Here is a 14,874-nt window from a genome sequence, read left to right on the forward strand (position 1 = left end):
GACACCCTCCTGTGCGTTATTTTTCTTAATGTAAGGTTGGCTTGCGAACTTCCGGCGCGGTCGGCTGCGAGCGCGTAAAGTTGTCGTGGCACAGCAGCGCCGCCACGCGCACGTACTCGATGATCTCTTCGAGAGACATCTCCAGCTCTTCCTGATCTTCGTCTTCATCGTAGCCAAGCTGGGCGATGTTGCGCAGATCGTCGATCGCTTCACCCGCTTCGCCGGTCACTTTATCGAGCTTCGGCTGGGTAACGCCCAGGCCAAGCAGATAGTGGTTTACCCAACCCGCGAGCGCATCGGCGCGATCGAAGACGCTGACATCGTCGCCTTCAGGCAGATAAAGCTGAAAAAGGAAGCCATCGTCTTCCAGCGAATCGCTGGTTGCGGCGTGCATTTTACGCAGCGCTTCCGCCAGTTCGTGGCCAAACGCCAGCCCTTCGTTCGTGAGGTCGTGGATCAGCGGCTGCCATGAGCTGTCGCTGTTTCCGCCGCACAGTATGCCGCTGATCAGACCGTGCATTTCGGCAGGGGTAAGACCGACTCCCTGCTGGTTCAGTAACTGGTTTAAATCCTTGTAACCAGGCATTTCGTTCTGTATAGACATACGCATTCGTCATCAAAGGGAGGATATTCATGATATGCTACCACTTTGGACCCTGGTGATACCAGAAAAGGGCTTGTATCTTCACATCAGGGTAGCTATAGTGTCGCCCCTTCGCAGCCCCCGGGCCAGTTAGCGAAGGCAGCGCAGTCAATCAGCAGGAAGGTGGCATGTCTGCACAACCCGTCGATCTCCAGATTTTTGGCCGTTCACTGCGAGTGAATTGTCCGCCTGAACAAAGGGATGCTTTGAATCAGGCTGCGGACGATTTGAATCAGCGGTTGCAAGATCTAAAAGAACGCACTAGAGTCACAAATACTGAGCAGCTGGTTTTCATCGCCGCGTTGAATATCAGCTATGAACTGACTCAGGAAAAAGCGAAGACCCGCGACTACGCGGCTAGCATGGAGCAGCGCATTAAAATGCTCCAGCAGACCATTGAACAAGCGTTGCTTGATCAAGGTCGCAATCCCGAAAGACCGGGACCAAAGTTTGAATAACACTTCGCAGTTGACTATGGTAGAGTAACTGTGAAGACAAAATTTCTCTGAGATGTTCGCAAGCGGGCCAGTCCCCTGAGCCGATATTTCATACCACAAGAATGTGGCGCTCCATGGTTGGTGAGCATGCTCGGTTCGTCCGAGAAGCCTTAAAACTATGACGACACATTCACCTTGAACCAAGGGTTCAAGGGTTACAGCCTGCGGCGGCATCTCGGAGATTCCCTCTTTCTTCTTCTACCGACTACCATGACTCAATTCCCTGAAGTTTCTGCTTCACGCCAGGACATCCGTCAGCTCATTCGCCAGCGTCGTCGCGCACTTACGTCCGAACAACAAGCACACTTTGCGCAGCAGGCCGCCGCCCGGATGATGGCCTATCCGCCTGTCGTGATGGCCAACACGGTCGCCCTGTTTCTGTCGTTTGATGGCGAGCTGGATACCCAGCCGCTTATCGACCAGCTCTGGCGCGCCGGAAAACGGGTTTACCTGCCGGTACTGCATCCGTTTAGCAAAGGTAATCTGCTGTTTCTGCACTACCACCCGCACAGCGAACTGGTGGTGAATCGTCTGAAAATCACCGAGCCAAAACTCGACGTGCGCGACGTATTACCGCTGTCCGAGCTGGACGTGCTGATTACGCCGCTGGTGGCGTTTGATGAGCAGGGACAGCGCTTAGGTATGGGCGGCGGTTTTTACGACCGAACGCTGCAAAACTGGCGGCAGTATGGTTTGCAGCCGGTGGGGTATGCGCATGATTGCCAGGCTGTAGAAGCCTTGCCGGTGGAGAAATGGGATATTCCGCTGCCTGCGGTGGTAACGCCAAGTAAAACGTGGCTTTGGTAGCATAAAGCCGGGTGGCGGCTGCGCCTTACCCGGCCTACGAAAAACCTCGAACATTGTAGGTCGGGTAAGCGTCAGCGCCACCCGACACCACAGACCGCACGGATCAGTACAGCAGACGCGCGCGAATTGTCCCCGGTATGGCCTTCATGCTCTGCAGCGCTTTCTCGGCAACATCTTCATCGGCTTCAATATCGATAACCACGTAGCCCATCTGCGAGTTGGTTTGCAGGTACTGGGCGGCAATGTTAACGCTCTGCTCGGCAAAGATCTGGTTGATGGCGGTCAGCACGCCAGGACGGTTTTCGTGGATGTGCAGCAGACGACGACCACCGTGCAGCGGCAGAGACACTTCCGGGAAGTTCACCGCAGAGAGCGTTGAACCGTTGTCGGAATATTTGCTCAGCTTACCCGCCACTTCCAGACCGATATTTTCCTGCGCTTCCTGAGTCGAACCGCCGATGTGTGGCGTCAGGATCACGTTGTCGAATTCGCACAGCGGAGAGTTAAACGGATCGCTGTTGGTGGCAGGCTCCGTCGGGAACACGTCGATGGCCGCCCCCGCCAGATGCTTACGCTTCAGCGCGTCGCACAGCGCAGGAATATCGACCACCGTACCGCGAGCGGCGTTGATCAGCAGAGAGCCCGGCTTCATCAGCGCCAGCTCTTCCGCGCCCATCATGTTTTTGGTGGAGGCGTTTTCCGGCACGTGCAGGCTCACCACGTCGCTCATGTTCAGCAGGTCAGAGAGATGCTGCACCTGCGTCGCGTTACCCAGCGGCAGCTTGCTTTCAATATCGTAGAAGTAAACGTGCATCCCCAGCGACTCCGCCAGGATCCCCAGCTGGGTACCGATGTGGCCGTAGCCGATGATACCCAGTTTTTTACCACGGGCTTCGTATGAGCCTGCGGCCAGTTTGTTCCACACGCCGCGGTGCGCTTTGGCGTTAGCTTCCGGGATACCGCGCAGCAGCAGCAGCAGTTCGCCAATCACCAACTCCGCCACGGAACGGGTGTTGGAGAACGGCGCGTTAAAGACCGGGATACCGCGTTTGGCGGCAGCGTTCAGGTCGACCTGGTTGGTGCCGATGCAGAAGCAGCCAATAGCAACCAGCTTTTCTGCCGCTGCAATCACGTCTTCAGTCAGGTGGGTACGGGATCGCAGGCCAATGAAGTGGGCATCACGGATAGCGGCTTTCAGCTCTTCCGTGTCCAGCGCACCTTTGTGAAATTCGATGTTGGTGTAACCCGCCGCACGAAGGCTATCAAGCGCTTTCTGGTGCACGCCCTCGACCAGCAGGAATTTAATCTTGTCTTTCTCCAGTGATACCTTTGCCATTTCCCCGACCCTGTTTTTATCTGAACTGATGTTGTGCTGGATTAAAATCCGCTGTAGCCAACATATCAAAAAAAACTATTGCAGCAATATGAACGTTTGCGTCGGCACTCTGAAGAAAAGTCATACAGGGCTAAATGGCAGAGGAAAATGCTGCGGAAATTTATGAACGCGGCAGGATCGGCAAAAGAGGCGGAAAAACGTGACACAAGTCACCGAATTTAGCTTTTCAAAAATTTTTTAGCGGGGGGAAGGCTCCCCCCGTCAGATCATTTTACGATGGTTTTCACACCGTCAGCCGTACCGATCAGCGCCACGTCCGCGCCACGATTGGCAAATAACCCTACAGTGACGACGCCTGGAATGCCGTTGATGGCGTTTTCCATGGCAATCGCGTCGAGAATCTCCAGACCGTGAACGTCGAGGATCACGTTACCGTTGTCAGTGACCACACCCTGACGATATTCCGGACGACCACCCAGCTTCACCAGCTGACGCGCAACCGCACTACGGGCCATTGGGATCACTTCGACCGGCAGCGGAAAATTACCCAGAATGTCGACCTGCTTGGAGGCGTCCGCGATGCAGATAAACTTGTCCGCAACGGAGGCAATGATCTTTTCGCGCGTCAGCGCCGCGCCGCCGCCTTTAATCATCTGCATATGGCCGTTGATTTCATCCGCGCCATCAACGTAAATCCCCAGACGATCCACTTCGTTGAGATCGAAAACGGTAATGCCGAGGCTTTTCAGCTTTTCCGTGGAGGCATCGGAGCTGGATACCGCGCCCTCGATCTGCCCCTTCATCGTGCCCAGCGCATCGATAAAGTGTGCCGCCGTCGACCCCGTACCAACACCGACAATGGTACCTGGCTGTACGTACTGGAGAGCGGCCCATCCTACTGCTTTTTTCAGTTCATCCTGCGTCATGATCGTTTTGCCTGTGGTGTGAAAACTCAGGGCGCATTATAGAACACGTCGAATGGATTTCGTCTGCCACGAAGGGAAAATTGTGTCATAGTGCAGATTAAGCAAAATTAAGGAGTCAGCCAGAGCAATGAAACGTCCGGACTACAGAACACTACAGGCACTTGATGCAGTTATTCGTGAACGCGGTTTTGAACGCGCGGCGCAAAAGCTGTGCATCACCCAGTCCGCCGTATCACAGCGTATCAAACAGCTTGAAAACATGTTCGGGCAGCCGCTGCTGGTGCGTACCGTGCCGCCGCGTCCAACGGAACAAGGGCAAAAGCTCCTCGCCCTGCTGCGCCAGGTTGAACTGCTGGAAGATGAGTGGCTGGGTGATGAACAAACGGGCTCCACGCCGCTGCTGCTCTCGCTGGCGGTCAACGCTGACAGTCTGGCAACCTGGCTGTTGCCGGCTCTTGCGCCAGTGCTGGCCGACTCCCCTATCCGCCTGAATCTCCAGGTTGAAGATGAAACCCGCACCCAGGAGCGCCTGCGTCGCGGTGAAGTGGTTGGGGCGGTCAGTATCCAGCCTCAGGCGCTGCCGAGCTGCCTGGTGGATCAGCTAGGTGCGCTGGACTACCTGTTTGTCGGTTCAAAAGCCTTCGCTGAGCGCTACTTCCCGAACGGCGTCACCCGCGCCGCGCTGCTGAAGGCGCCTGCCGTGGCGTTCGACCATCTGGACGATATGCATCAGGCTTTCCTGCAGCAGAATTTCGACCTGCCTCCGGGCAGCGTGCCGTGCCATATCGTCAACTCGTCAGAAGCCTTTGTGCAGCTTGCACGTCAGGGCACCACCTGCTGCATGATCCCACATCTGCAAATTGAGAAAGAGTTAAAAAGCGGTGAGCTGATTGATTTAACGCCGGGTCTCTATCAGCGCCGGATGCTGTACTGGCACCGCTTTGCGCCGGAAAGCCGCATGATGCGCAACGTCACCGACGCGCTGCTGGCATTTGGGCACAAGGTTTTGAGGCAGGATTAAAAAGAAAAGCCGGGTGGCGGCTACGCCTTACCCGGCCTACTGATTATTGTGCAGGTTTCGGCTGTGCTGCAACAGGCTCCAGCTGGAAGACCACATCCACCTGATCGTCGAACTGAATGGTTGGCTGCTCGTAGGTTTCCTGAGCAGAAACCGGGGCGGCATCCGCCTTCATCATCCGCACCATCGGGCTTGGCTGGTAGTTAGAGACGTGGTAACGCACGCTGTAAACCGGGCCGAGCTTACTCTTGAAGCCGGACGCCAGCTGTTCCGCCTGATGAATAGCATCGTCAATCGCCGCTTTACGCGCTTCGTCTTTATACTTCTCCGGTTGCGCAACGCCCAGCGACACAGAACGGATTTCGTTCAGGCCCGCCTTCAGCGCGCCGTCCAGCAGGGAATTCAGCTTGTCCAGCTGGCGCACGGTCACTTCCACAGTGCGCACGGCGCGATAGCCTTTCAGGATACTTTTGCCGTTCTGGTAGTCGTAATCCGGTTGGGTACGCAGGTTCGCAGAGCTGATGTCTTTTTTAGCAACACCGTTCTGTTCCAGGAAAGAGAGATATTGCGCAACACGATCGTCTGCCTGTTTTTTGGCGGAAGCGGCATCTTTTGCAGCCACATTCACTTCAATTGCCAGGGTTGCAACATCCGGTACCGCGTCCACGCTTGCGGTGCCTGACGTGACGATGTGCGGGCCATCCGGCAGTTCACTTGCCTGCACCGACACCGCACCTAAACTTACTAATGCCGCCAGGGCCATCACTTTAAACTTCACTGTCATTCCTCCATGTTGCGAAGAGTGCCCCAACAACAGGGCGCATGCCAGCAAGCTTAGCGGGTCTTGTTCAGATGTCCATAAGACAAACGCTTAGTTGAACAATCCCTGTACGTGATGAATCCCCTCTTTCGCCAGCTGGAAAGCGATAAACCACATCACCAGCCCCACCAGCGTATTAATGATGCGCTGCGCTTTAGCAGTCCGCAGGCGCGGTGCCAGCCACGCTGCCAGGATTGCCAGGCCGAAGAACCAGAGGAAAGAGGCACTGACCGTGCCGAGCGCAAACCAGCGTTTCGGCTCAACGTCCAGCTGTCCGCCCAGGCTGCCCAGCACCACAAAGGTATCGAGGTAGACGTGCGGATTTAGCCAGGTGACCGCCAGCATGGTGACGATAATCTTCCAGCGCCCTTGCTTCATCACTTCGGCGCTCGCCAGTTCAAGATTGCTGCTCATTGCAGTTTTCAGGGCACCGAATCCGTACCACAGCAGGAACGCCACGCCGCCCCAGGTGACCAGCGCCAGCAGCCATGGGGATTGCATCAGCAACGCGCTGCCGCCAAAGATCCCGGCGCAAATCAGCAGCAAATCGCTCACCGCGCATAGCAGGGCAATCATCAGATGATACTGGCGGCGAATGCCCTGGTTCATCACAAACGCATTTTGTGGACCAAGGGGGAGGATCATGGCCGCGCCTAACGCAAGCCCCTGAAAATAATACGATAACATGAAGAAATTCTCACAGTATTGTTCTGGAAGTTGACTATACTGCGCGAATTACATAAGAGGAAATGGATAATATTAATTGGGGATTAGCACGGCTAATAACCAAAAAGCCCGGTGGCTAGCGCTTACCGGGCCTACTGGTAAAGTTACTCTGCTTCTTTGACTTTTTTAACATTTACGTCCATCTGCGGGTACGGGAAGCTGATGCCGTTGGCGTCAAACTCGCGTTTGATGCGTTCCAGTACGTCCCAGTAGACGTTTTGCAGATCGCTGCTTTTGCTCCAGATACGCACCACAAAGTTAATCGAGGACGCGCCCAGCTCGTTCAGGCGAACCGTCTGCTCTTTGTCTTTCAGAATGCGATCGTCTGATGCAATGATGTTGCTGATCAGCGACTTCACCTGATCGATGTCGGAATCATACGCCACGCTGATAATCAGCTCGTTACGGCGCACCGGCTCGCGGGAGAAGTTAATGATATTGCCGGCGATGATTTTACCGTTCGGCACCACCACAATACGGCCATCAACGGTACGCAGCGTTGTTGAGAAAATCTGCACCTGCAGCACGGTTCCGGCAATCCCGCCAAGATCAACGTATTCACCCGAGCGGAACGGACGGAAGGTGACCAGCAGCACGCCTGCCGCCAGGTTTGAAAGCGAGCCCTGCAGCGCCAGCGCAGTAGCCAGACCAGCGGCACCGAGCACAGCAATAACCGATGCCGTCTGAACGCCCACGCGCCCCAGAGCTGCAATCAGCGTGAACGCGATGATGCCATAGCGCACCAGTGCAGAAAGGAAATCAGCCACTGTGGCGTCAATGTGACGAGCAAGCATCACGCGATTGACCGCGTTCGATACAATCCGCGCCACGATCATCCCGACGATGATAATGACAATGGCAGCAGCAATATTAACGGTGTAGCTCAGCAATAACGCCTGGTTGCGCACCAGCCAGTTACCGGCGTGATTGATGCTGTCTACAACATCGAGTTGTTCCATTTATTCTTCCTTTTGTTAAACCAAAACACTAAATCTATCCCTCAGGGAGACAGGCAGGTCAGTAAAGGGTAAACAAAAAGCGCAAGTTTTGCCAAACAGATCACAAAAGCAGATGTTGCAGCATGTTGAGAACGCATAAAAAAAGGCCCGCATTTGCGGGCCTTCTGATGCTGTTAGCAGCTCAAATTACAGAACGTCGATCGCGTTCAGTTCTTTGAATGCCTGCTCCAGACGGGTCACCATGGACGTCTGTGCAGCGCGCAGCCATACGCGTGGATCGTAGTATTTCTTGTTCGGCTGGTCTTCGCCTTTCGGGTTGCCCAGCTGGCCCTGCAGGTAAGCTTCGTTGGTTTTGTAGTATTGCAGGATACCGTCCCAGGTTGCCCACTGGGTGTCGGTATCGATGTTCATTTTCACTACGCCGTAGCTTACGGAGTCTTTGATTTCCTGAGCAGAAGAACCGGAACCGCCGTGGAAGACGAAGTTCAGGCTGTTGTGCGGCAGGTTGTGTTTCTTGGAAACGTATTCCTGAGAATCGCGCAGGATGGTCGGGGTCAGAACCACGTTACCTGGTTTGTAAACGCCGTGCACGTTACCGAAGGACGCTGCGATGGTGAAGCGTGGGCTGATTTTGCTCAGCTCGGTGTAGGCGTAATCAACGTCTTCTGGCTGGGTGTACAGGGCAGAAGCGTCCATGTGACTGTTGTCCACGCCGTCTTCTTCACCACCGGTGCAACCCAGTTCAATTTCCAGGGTCATGTCCATTTTGGCCATGCGCGCCAGGTATTTAGAGCAGATTTCGATGTTTTCGTGCAGTGACTCTTCAGACAGGTCGATCATATGAGAAGAGAACAGTGGCTTACCGGTTGCTGCGAAGTGTTTTTCACCCGCGTCCAGCAGACCGTCGATCCACGGCAGCAGTTTCTTCGCGCAGTGGTCAGTGTGCAGGATAACTGGCACACCGTAGTGCTCAGCCATCTGGTGAACGTGGTGCGCACCAGAAATAGCACCCAGGATTGCAGCGCCCTGAGGAATGTCAGTTTTCACGCCTTTACCTGCGATGAACGCAGCGCCGCCGTTAGAGAACTGAACGATAACTGGCGCTTTAACTTTAGCAGCAGTTTCCAGTACGGCGTTGATGGAGTCGGTACCCACGCAGTTAACTGCTGGCAGAGCGAAGTTGTTTTCTTTAGCTACCTGGAACACTTTCTGTACGTCATCACCAGTGATAACGCCAGGTTTTACGAAATCAAAAATTTTAGACATGTTGCTTAGTCCTGTATCTTCGGCCGTTAGAAAAGGTGCGAGCTCTTATAAGCGCGCTGAAAATTGGGCAGGTTTCCCTGCCCCTGAATGGCTTACTTCTTAGCGCGCTCTTCGAGCATTGCTACTGCTGGCAGAACTTTGCCTTCCACGAACTCGAGGAATGCGCCGCCACCAGTGGAGATGTAGGAGATCTTGTCAGCGATACCGAACAGGTCGATTGCTGCCAGGGTGTCACCACCGCCTGCGATAGAGAACGCTTCGCTGTCTGCGATAGCGTTAGCAACGATTTCAGTCCCTTTACGGAAGTTCGGGAATTCGAACACGCCGACAGGACCGTTCCACAGGATAGTTTTTGCGTTTTTCAGGATTTCAGCCAGTTTCTGTGCAGAAACGTCGCCCAGGTCCAGGATCTGCTCTTCATCTTTGATGTCGTTAACAGATTTCAGGGTCGCGGTTGCGGTTTCAGAGAACTCGGTCGCCACGCGAACGTCAGTTGGAACCGGGATATCACAGGTGCCCAGCAGGCGTTTGGCTTCGTCAACCAGGTCTGCTTCATACAGCGATTTACCCACGTTGTGGCCCTGAGCGGCAACGAAGGTGTTTGCGATACCACCGCCAACGATCAGCTGGTCAGCGATTTTAGACAGGGAATCCAGAACGGTCAGTTTGGTAGACACTTTTGAACCACCAACGATAGCGACCATTGGACGAGCAGGTTCTTTCAGTGCTTTACCCAGCGCTTCCAGTTCGTCAGCCAGCAGAGGACCCGCACACGCGACGTCGGCGAATTTACCGATACCGTGGGTAGACGCCTGCGCACGGTGAGCCGTACCGAATGCATCCATGACGAATACGTCGCACAGTGCAGCGTATTTTTTGGACAGGGTTTCGTCGTCTTTCTTCTCGCCTTTGTTGAAGCGAACGTTTTCCAGAACAACCAGTTCACCGGCAGCGACTTCAACGCCGTCCAGGTAATCTTTCACCAGGCGAACCGGGTTGGACAGTTTGTCTTTCAGGTAATTAACAACTGGCAGCAGAGAGAACTCTTCGTTGTACTCGCCTTCGGTTGGACGGCCCAGGTGGGAGGTGACCATCACTTTCGCGCCCTGCTTCAGAGCCAGTTCGATGGTTGGCAGAGATGCACGGATACGCGCGTCGCTGGTCACTTTGCCATCTTTAACCGGTACGTTCAGATCGGCACGGATGAAAACGCGTTTACCAGCCAGATCCAGATCGGTCATCTTAATTACAGACATGGTGAATCCTCTCGTTGATTCTTAAAGTTTTGCAGACGCACGATGCGTCTTACCTGAAACCTTGAGCGGCCATTGCTAACGTGGTGTCGAGCATTCGGTTAGCAAAGCCCCATTCGTTATCACACCAGACCAGCGTCTTGATAAGGTGTGCACCACTGACTCGAGTTTGTGTGCCATCTACGATGGCGCTGTGCGGGTCGTGGTTAAAATCTACTGAGACCAACGGTAATTCCGTATAGTCAACTATACCATGAAATGCCCCCTGTGCCGCTTTTTGCAGCAACAGGTTGACTTCACAGGCTTTTACCGGTTTTTTCACCGTCACGCTGAGATCAATTGCGGTGACGTTTATCGTGGGAACACGCACGGCAATCGCTTCAAAACGGTCGTTAAACTGCGGGAAAATGCGGGTGATCCCGGCAGCCAGCTTTGTATCCACCGGGATGATAGACTGGCTCGCCGCGCGAGTGCGTCGCAAATCCGGGTGATAGGCGTCGATAACCTGCTGATCGTGCATGGCGGAGTGAATCGTGGTCACGGTGCCGGATTCTATGCCATACGCATCGTCTAACAGTTTGATGACCGGAATAATGCAGTTGGTGGTGCAGGAGGCGTTGGAGACAATACGGTGTTCGGCCTGCAGCTCATGCTGGTTGACGCCAAACACGACGGTTGCGTCGAGGTCGTTACTGCCGGGATGAGAAAAGAGGACTTTTTTTGCACCAGCAGCCAGATGTGCTTCGCCATGTTCGCGGCTGCCATAAACGCCGGTACAGTCCAGTACCACATCTACACCCAGTTCACGCCACGGTAGCCCTGCAATGCTGCTCTCATGCAGTACGCGGATGGCATCGTCGCCGACAAACAGCTGATCTCTTTCCTGGCGAACGTCCCAGGCAAAGCGTCCGTGGCTGGTGTCATATTTCAACAAATGCGCCATGCCCGCAGCATCCGCCAGTTCGTTGATTGCTACCACGGTAATTTCCGCACGACGCCCGGATTCATATAAAGCACGAACCACGTTGCGCCCGATGCGACCGAAGCCATTAATCGCTACGCGTACGGTCATAGATCTCCTGCAAAGCTATCCCTGAGTTTGAGGTGGCTGAAAGAGTAATCCAGCTACGCCCGAAGGGGAATCTTTGCTATCACAAACTGCGATTGATTGGTCAATTGTCGAACATTTAATCGACTGAAACGCTTCAGCAAGAATAAGCGAATCGAGGAATAAAAGGAATGTCTGTCCAGATGAATAAGCGAGCTATATGACTTGCGTCACATTTTGGGTGGAATAATGCTTACAAAAAAGCCGGGTGGCGCGTTAGCGCTTACCCGGCCTACTTTATTCTCCCTCTCCCCGTGGGAGAGAGCCAGGGTGAGGGCATCAGCCCGCACCGGACAAACAATTACAGCAGTTCTTTTGCCTTAGCGACAACGTTCTCAACGGTGAAGCCGAACTCTTCGAACAGCAGTTCTGCAGGAGCAGATTCACCGAAGGTGGTCATACCGACGATAGCGCCGTTCAGACCCACGTATTTGAACCAGTAGTCAGCAATACCCGCTTCCACTGCCACGCGAGCGGAAACCGCTTTAGGCAGTACGGATTCACGGTAAGCCGCATCCTGCTTGTCGAACGCATCGGTAGACGGCATGGAAACCACACGCGCCTTCACGCCCTCGGCAGTCAGTTTTTCCCATGCTGCTACAGCCAGTTCAACTTCTGAACCGGTGGCGATGAAGATCAGCTCAGGCTGGCCCGCGCAATCTTTCAGCACGTAACCACCGCGTGCGATGTTCGCCAGCTGCTCTGGAGTACGCTCCTGCTGCGCCAGGTTCTGACGGGAGAGGATCAGCGCGGTTGGACCGTCCTGACGTTCAACGCCGTACTTCCACGCTACCGCGGATTCAACCTGGTCACATGGGCGCCATGTGCTCATGTTCGGGGTCACGCGCAGGGAAGCCACCTGCTCTACCGGCTGGTGAGTTGGGCCATCTTCGCCCAGACCAATGGAGTCATGGGTGTAGACCATCACCTGACGCTGTTTCATCAGCGCAGCCATACGCACGGCGTTACGTGCATATTCCACGAACATCAGGAAGGTGGAGGTGTACGGCAGGAAACCGCCGTGCAGAGAGATACCGTTGGCAATCGCGGTCATACCGAATTCACGTACACCGTAATGGATGTAGTTACCGGCAGTATCTTCGTTGATTGGCTTAGAGCCAGACCACAGGGTCAGGTTAGACGGCGCCAGGTCAGCGGAGCCGCCCAGGAATTCTGGCAGCAGCGGACCAAACGCTTCAATCGCATTCTGAGACGCTTTACGGCTCGCGATTTTAGACGGGTTCGCCTGCAGCTTAGCGATGAACTCGTTCGCTTTCGCGTCGAAGTCAGACGGCATGTCACCTTTCATACGACGGGTGAATTCAGCCGCTTCCTGAGGGAACGCTTTCGCATAAGCAGCGAACTTCTCGTTCCAGGCCGCTTCTTTCGCCTGGCCCACTTCTTTTGCATCCCACTGAGCATAGATTTCAGACGGGATTTCGAATGCAGGGTGTTTCCAGCCAAGCTGCTCACGGGTCAGTGCGATTTCCGCATCGCCCAGCGGTGCGCCGTGGGAGTCATGGGTGCCCGCTTTGTTCGGAGAACCGAAGCCGATGATGGTTTTGCACATCAGCAGGGACGGTTTGTCGGTCACAGCACGCGCTTCTTCTACTGCACGTTTAATCGAGTCAGCATCGTGGCCATCAACGCCACGCACAACGTGCCAGCCGTAGGCTTCGAAACGTGCTGCGGTGTCGTCAGTGAACCAGCCTTCAACATGACCGTCGATGGAGATACCGTTGTCGTCATAGAACGCAACCAGTTTGCCCAGCTTCAGGGTACCGGCCAGGGAGCACACTTCGTGAGAAATGCCTTCCATCATGCAGCCGTCGCCCAGGAATGCGTAAGTGAAGTGGTCAACGATGTCGTGGCCAGGACGGTTGAACTGCGCCGCCAGGGTCTTCTCGGCAATCGCCATACCCACTGCGTTAGCAATACCCTGACCCAGCGGGCCGGTGGTGGTTTCTACGCCAGCGGTGTAACCCACTTCCGGGTGACCTGGAGTTTTGGAGTGCAGCTGACGGAAGTTTTTCAGCTCTTCGATAGGCAGATCGTAGCCGGTGAGGTGCAGCAGGCTGTAGATCAGCATAGAGCCGTGGCCGTTAGACAGCACGAAACGGTCGCGGTCAGCCCATGCCGGGTTCTGAGGGTTGTGGTTAAGGAAATCACGCCACAGGACTTCGGCGATATCAGCCATACCCATAGGGGCACCCGGGTGGCCGGATTTGGCTTTCTGTACTGCGTCCATGCTCAGCGCACGAATAGCATTAGCAAGCTCTTTACGTGAGGACATTTTAACTCCAGATCGGACTGTTAAAGGCCATGCCCTTGACGACAGCGCGTTTTGGGCTACGCCGGAAAAAAGTGCCAACAATGTAACCCAAGCCGCAGGGCATGTACATGGAGCATTCTTTTGCAGGATAAGAAATCTCTGGATCATGCTCGCATGTTGCGCAATCTGCTCGCCCGCCCCTGTAGATATTCCTTATACTTAGCCCGACACCGGCTTCGCTGACGGTGCACTTTTCGGATTTTATTCAGATTAACGAGTACGGAAGCAACCTCATGAAAATGCGTGCAATAGTGCTGGCCCTGGGTACGACGCTCCTGCTGAGCGGCTGTCAGAGTATGGATTCTAACGGTCTGATGACGTCAGGCGCAGAAGCCTTTCAGGCCTATTCCCTGAGCGACGCGCAGGTGAAAGCGCTGAGCGATCAGGCCTGTAAAGATATGGACGGAAAAGCCACGCTTGCCCCGGCTGACAGTACCTACACACAGCGTCTGAATAAGATTGCTTCCGCGCTTGGCGATAACATCAACGGCCAGCCGGTTAACTACAAGGTTTACATGGCGAAAGACGTCAACGCCTTTGCGATGGCCAACGGCTGCATCCGCGTCTATAGCGGCCTGATGGACATGATGACCGACAACGAAGTCGAAGCGGTGATCGGCCACGAAATGGGCCACGTTGCGCTCGGCCACGTCAAGAAAGGGATGCAGGTTGCCTTAGGCACTAACGCCATCCGCGCGGCGGCGGCTTCTGCGGGCGGTATCGTTGGCAGCCTGTCCCAGTCACAGCTGGGTGACGTAGGCGAAAAGCTGGTTAACTCCCAGTTCTCACAGCGTCAGGAATCCGAAGCGGACGACTACTCCTACGATCTGTTGCGCAAACGCGGCATTAACCCATCAGGTTTAGCCACCAGCTTTGAAAAACTGGCCAAACTGGAAGCGGGACGCCAAAGCTCCATGTTTGACGATCACCCGGCCTCAGAAGCGCGCGCGCAGCATATTCGAGACCGTATGGCCGCTGACGGAATTAAATAATATTGGAAGGAGGCAATTTTGCCTCCTTTTTATTTCGCATGAATTGCCAACTTAATCGCACGTATCGGTAACCCCCCCTGAACACCGCGTTAAATCAGCCCTTCCCTATTGAAATGTCTGGTCACATATTTATTGCAATCGTTAACCATTCCGGTAATTATCAAACGCGCAGTAATTCAATTTAATATATT

At 54.6% G+C, this 14,874-nt stretch carries 14 protein-coding genes and 1 other RNA gene; 5 read left to right on the forward strand and 10 right to left on the reverse strand.

Annotated features, from left to right (window positions below; translation table 11 throughout):
* Positions 1–25: 25 nt before the first annotated feature.
* Positions 26–604 carry a YecA family protein gene (locus tag MX657_RS18480; protein ID WP_072265689.1) on the reverse strand — a complete coding sequence of 193 codons (579 nt, stop codon included), beginning with the start codon at positions 602–604 and terminating at the stop codon, positions 26–28.
* 167 nt (positions 605–771) lie between these two features.
* Here MX657_RS18480 and zapA point away from each other — a divergent pair, with 167 nt between their 5' ends.
* The 3 genes from zapA to MX657_RS18495 all read left to right on the forward strand — a co-directional run bounded on the left by zapA (position 772) and on the right by MX657_RS18495 (position 1,947).
* A complete protein-coding gene (gene zapA, locus MX657_RS18485) occupies positions 772–1,101 on the forward strand; it encodes a cell division protein ZapA (protein WP_006811891.1) in 330 nt (109 codons plus the stop codon).
* Between the two features lie 41 nt (positions 1,102–1,142).
* A non-coding RNA gene (ssrS, locus tag MX657_RS18490) (6S RNA) lies at positions 1,143–1,326 on the forward strand.
* Positions 1,327–1,350: 24 nt separating this feature from the next.
* The gene (locus MX657_RS18495; protein ID WP_119917097.1) at positions 1,351–1,947 is read left to right on the forward strand and encodes a 5-formyltetrahydrofolate cyclo-ligase; all 597 of its coding nucleotides are present in this window, start codon (positions 1,351–1,353) and stop codon (positions 1,945–1,947) included.
* Between the two features lie 103 nt (positions 1,948–2,050).
* Here the strand turns inward: MX657_RS18495 and serA are convergent, their stop codons facing one another.
* Positions 2,051–3,283, reverse strand: a complete 1,233-nt coding sequence (gene serA, locus MX657_RS18500; protein ID WP_041908347.1) for a phosphoglycerate dehydrogenase — start codon at positions 3,281–3,283, stop codon at positions 2,051–2,053.
* 266 nt (positions 3,284–3,549) lie between these two features.
* Complete coding sequence (rpiA, locus tag MX657_RS18505; protein ID WP_080330058.1) at positions 3,550–4,209, reverse strand: ribose-5-phosphate isomerase RpiA; 660 nt, start codon at positions 4,207–4,209, stop codon at positions 3,550–3,552.
* A 127-nt stretch (positions 4,210–4,336) separates the two neighbouring features.
* Between rpiA and argP the strand changes: the two genes are divergently transcribed.
* The gene (argP, locus tag MX657_RS18510; protein WP_003860089.1) at positions 4,337–5,230 is read left to right on the forward strand and encodes a DNA-binding transcriptional regulator ArgP; all 894 of its coding nucleotides are present in this window, start codon (positions 4,337–4,339) and stop codon (positions 5,228–5,230) included.
* 43 nt (positions 5,231–5,273) lie between these two features.
* Here the strand turns inward: argP and MX657_RS18515 are convergent, their stop codons facing one another.
* From MX657_RS18515 to tkt, 7 genes are all read right to left on the reverse strand, one after another.
* Positions 5,274–6,005, reverse strand: coding sequence for an oxidative stress defense protein (locus MX657_RS18515; protein ID WP_080330057.1), 732 nt, complete (start codon positions 6,003–6,005; stop codon positions 5,274–5,276).
* 93 nt (positions 6,006–6,098) lie between these two features.
* Positions 6,099–6,734 carry an arginine exporter ArgO gene (argO, locus tag MX657_RS18520; RefSeq protein WP_003860085.1) on the reverse strand — a complete coding sequence of 212 codons (636 nt, stop codon included), beginning with the start codon at positions 6,732–6,734 and terminating at the stop codon, positions 6,099–6,101.
* 143 nt (positions 6,735–6,877) lie between these two features.
* Entirely contained in the window at positions 6,878–7,732 is an 855-nt protein-coding gene (mscS, locus tag MX657_RS18525) for a small-conductance mechanosensitive channel MscS (protein WP_119917093.1), read from the reverse strand.
* A gap of 186 nt (positions 7,733–7,918) precedes the next feature.
* Positions 7,919–8,998, reverse strand: coding sequence for a class II fructose-bisphosphate aldolase (gene fbaA, locus MX657_RS18530; protein WP_061097137.1), 1,080 nt, complete (start codon positions 8,996–8,998; stop codon positions 7,919–7,921).
* A gap of 92 nt (positions 8,999–9,090) precedes the next feature.
* Positions 9,091–10,254 (reverse strand): phosphoglycerate kinase, encoded by a 1,164-nt coding sequence (gene pgk, locus MX657_RS18535; RefSeq protein WP_023309116.1) that lies wholly within the window; start codon positions 10,252–10,254, stop codon positions 9,091–9,093.
* 49 nt (positions 10,255–10,303) lie between these two features.
* The gene (gene epd, locus MX657_RS18540; protein ID WP_080330054.1) at positions 10,304–11,323 is read right to left on the reverse strand and encodes an erythrose-4-phosphate dehydrogenase; all 1,020 of its coding nucleotides are present in this window, start codon (positions 11,321–11,323) and stop codon (positions 10,304–10,306) included.
* A 337-nt stretch (positions 11,324–11,660) separates the two neighbouring features.
* Entirely contained in the window at positions 11,661–13,652 is a 1,992-nt protein-coding gene (tkt, locus tag MX657_RS18545; RefSeq protein WP_218727421.1) for a transketolase, read from the reverse strand.
* A 272-nt stretch (positions 13,653–13,924) separates the two neighbouring features.
* Between tkt and MX657_RS18550 the strand changes: the two genes are divergently transcribed.
* Positions 13,925–14,683, forward strand: a complete 759-nt coding sequence (locus MX657_RS18550) for a M48 family metallopeptidase (RefSeq protein WP_080330052.1) — start codon at positions 13,925–13,927, stop codon at positions 14,681–14,683.
* Positions 14,684–14,874 lie beyond the last annotated feature (191 nt).

Origin of the sequence: Enterobacter chuandaensis, assembly GCF_039718975.1 — a bacterium.
Classification (GTDB): Bacteria; Pseudomonadota; Gammaproteobacteria; order Enterobacterales; family Enterobacteriaceae; genus Enterobacter; species Enterobacter chuandaensis.

Excerpts from the sequence above, each read along its gene's own strand:
- zapA (WP_006811891.1), top strand. The coding sequence starts at position 772 with ATGTCTGCACAACCCGTCGATCTCCAGATTTTTGGCCGTTCACTGCGA.
- MX657_RS18550 (WP_080330052.1), top strand. The coding sequence starts at position 13,925 with ATGAAAATGCGTGCAATAGTGCTGGCCCTGGGTACGACGCTCCTGCTG.
- argO (WP_003860085.1), bottom strand. The coding sequence starts at position 6,734 with ATGTTATCGTATTATTTTCAGGGGCTTGCGTTAGGCGCGGCCATGATC.
- rpiA (WP_080330058.1), bottom strand. The coding sequence starts at position 4,209 with ATGACGCAGGATGAACTGAAAAAAGCAGTAGGATGGGCCGCTCTCCAG.
- tkt (WP_218727421.1), bottom strand. The coding sequence starts at position 13,652 with ATGTCCTCACGTAAAGAGCTTGCTAATGCTATTCGTGCGCTGAGCATG.
- fbaA (WP_061097137.1), bottom strand. The coding sequence starts at position 8,998 with ATGTCTAAAATTTTTGATTTCGTAAAACCTGGCGTTATCACTGGTGAT.
- argP (WP_003860089.1), top strand. The coding sequence starts at position 4,337 with ATGAAACGTCCGGACTACAGAACACTACAGGCACTTGATGCAGTTATT.
- mscS (WP_119917093.1), bottom strand. The coding sequence starts at position 7,732 with ATGGAACAACTCGATGTTGTAGACAGCATCAATCACGCCGGTAACTGG.
- pgk (WP_023309116.1), bottom strand. The coding sequence starts at position 10,254 with ATGTCTGTAATTAAGATGACCGATCTGGATCTGGCTGGTAAACGCGTT.
- MX657_RS18495 (WP_119917097.1), top strand. The coding sequence starts at position 1,351 with ATGACTCAATTCCCTGAAGTTTCTGCTTCACGCCAGGACATCCGTCAG.
- serA (WP_041908347.1), bottom strand. The coding sequence starts at position 3,283 with ATGGCAAAGGTATCACTGGAGAAAGACAAGATTAAATTCCTGCTGGTC.
- epd (WP_080330054.1), bottom strand. The coding sequence starts at position 11,323 with ATGACCGTACGCGTAGCGATTAATGGCTTCGGTCGCATCGGGCGCAAC.
- MX657_RS18480 (WP_072265689.1), bottom strand. The coding sequence starts at position 604 with ATGTCTATACAGAACGAAATGCCTGGTTACAAGGATTTAAACCAGTTA.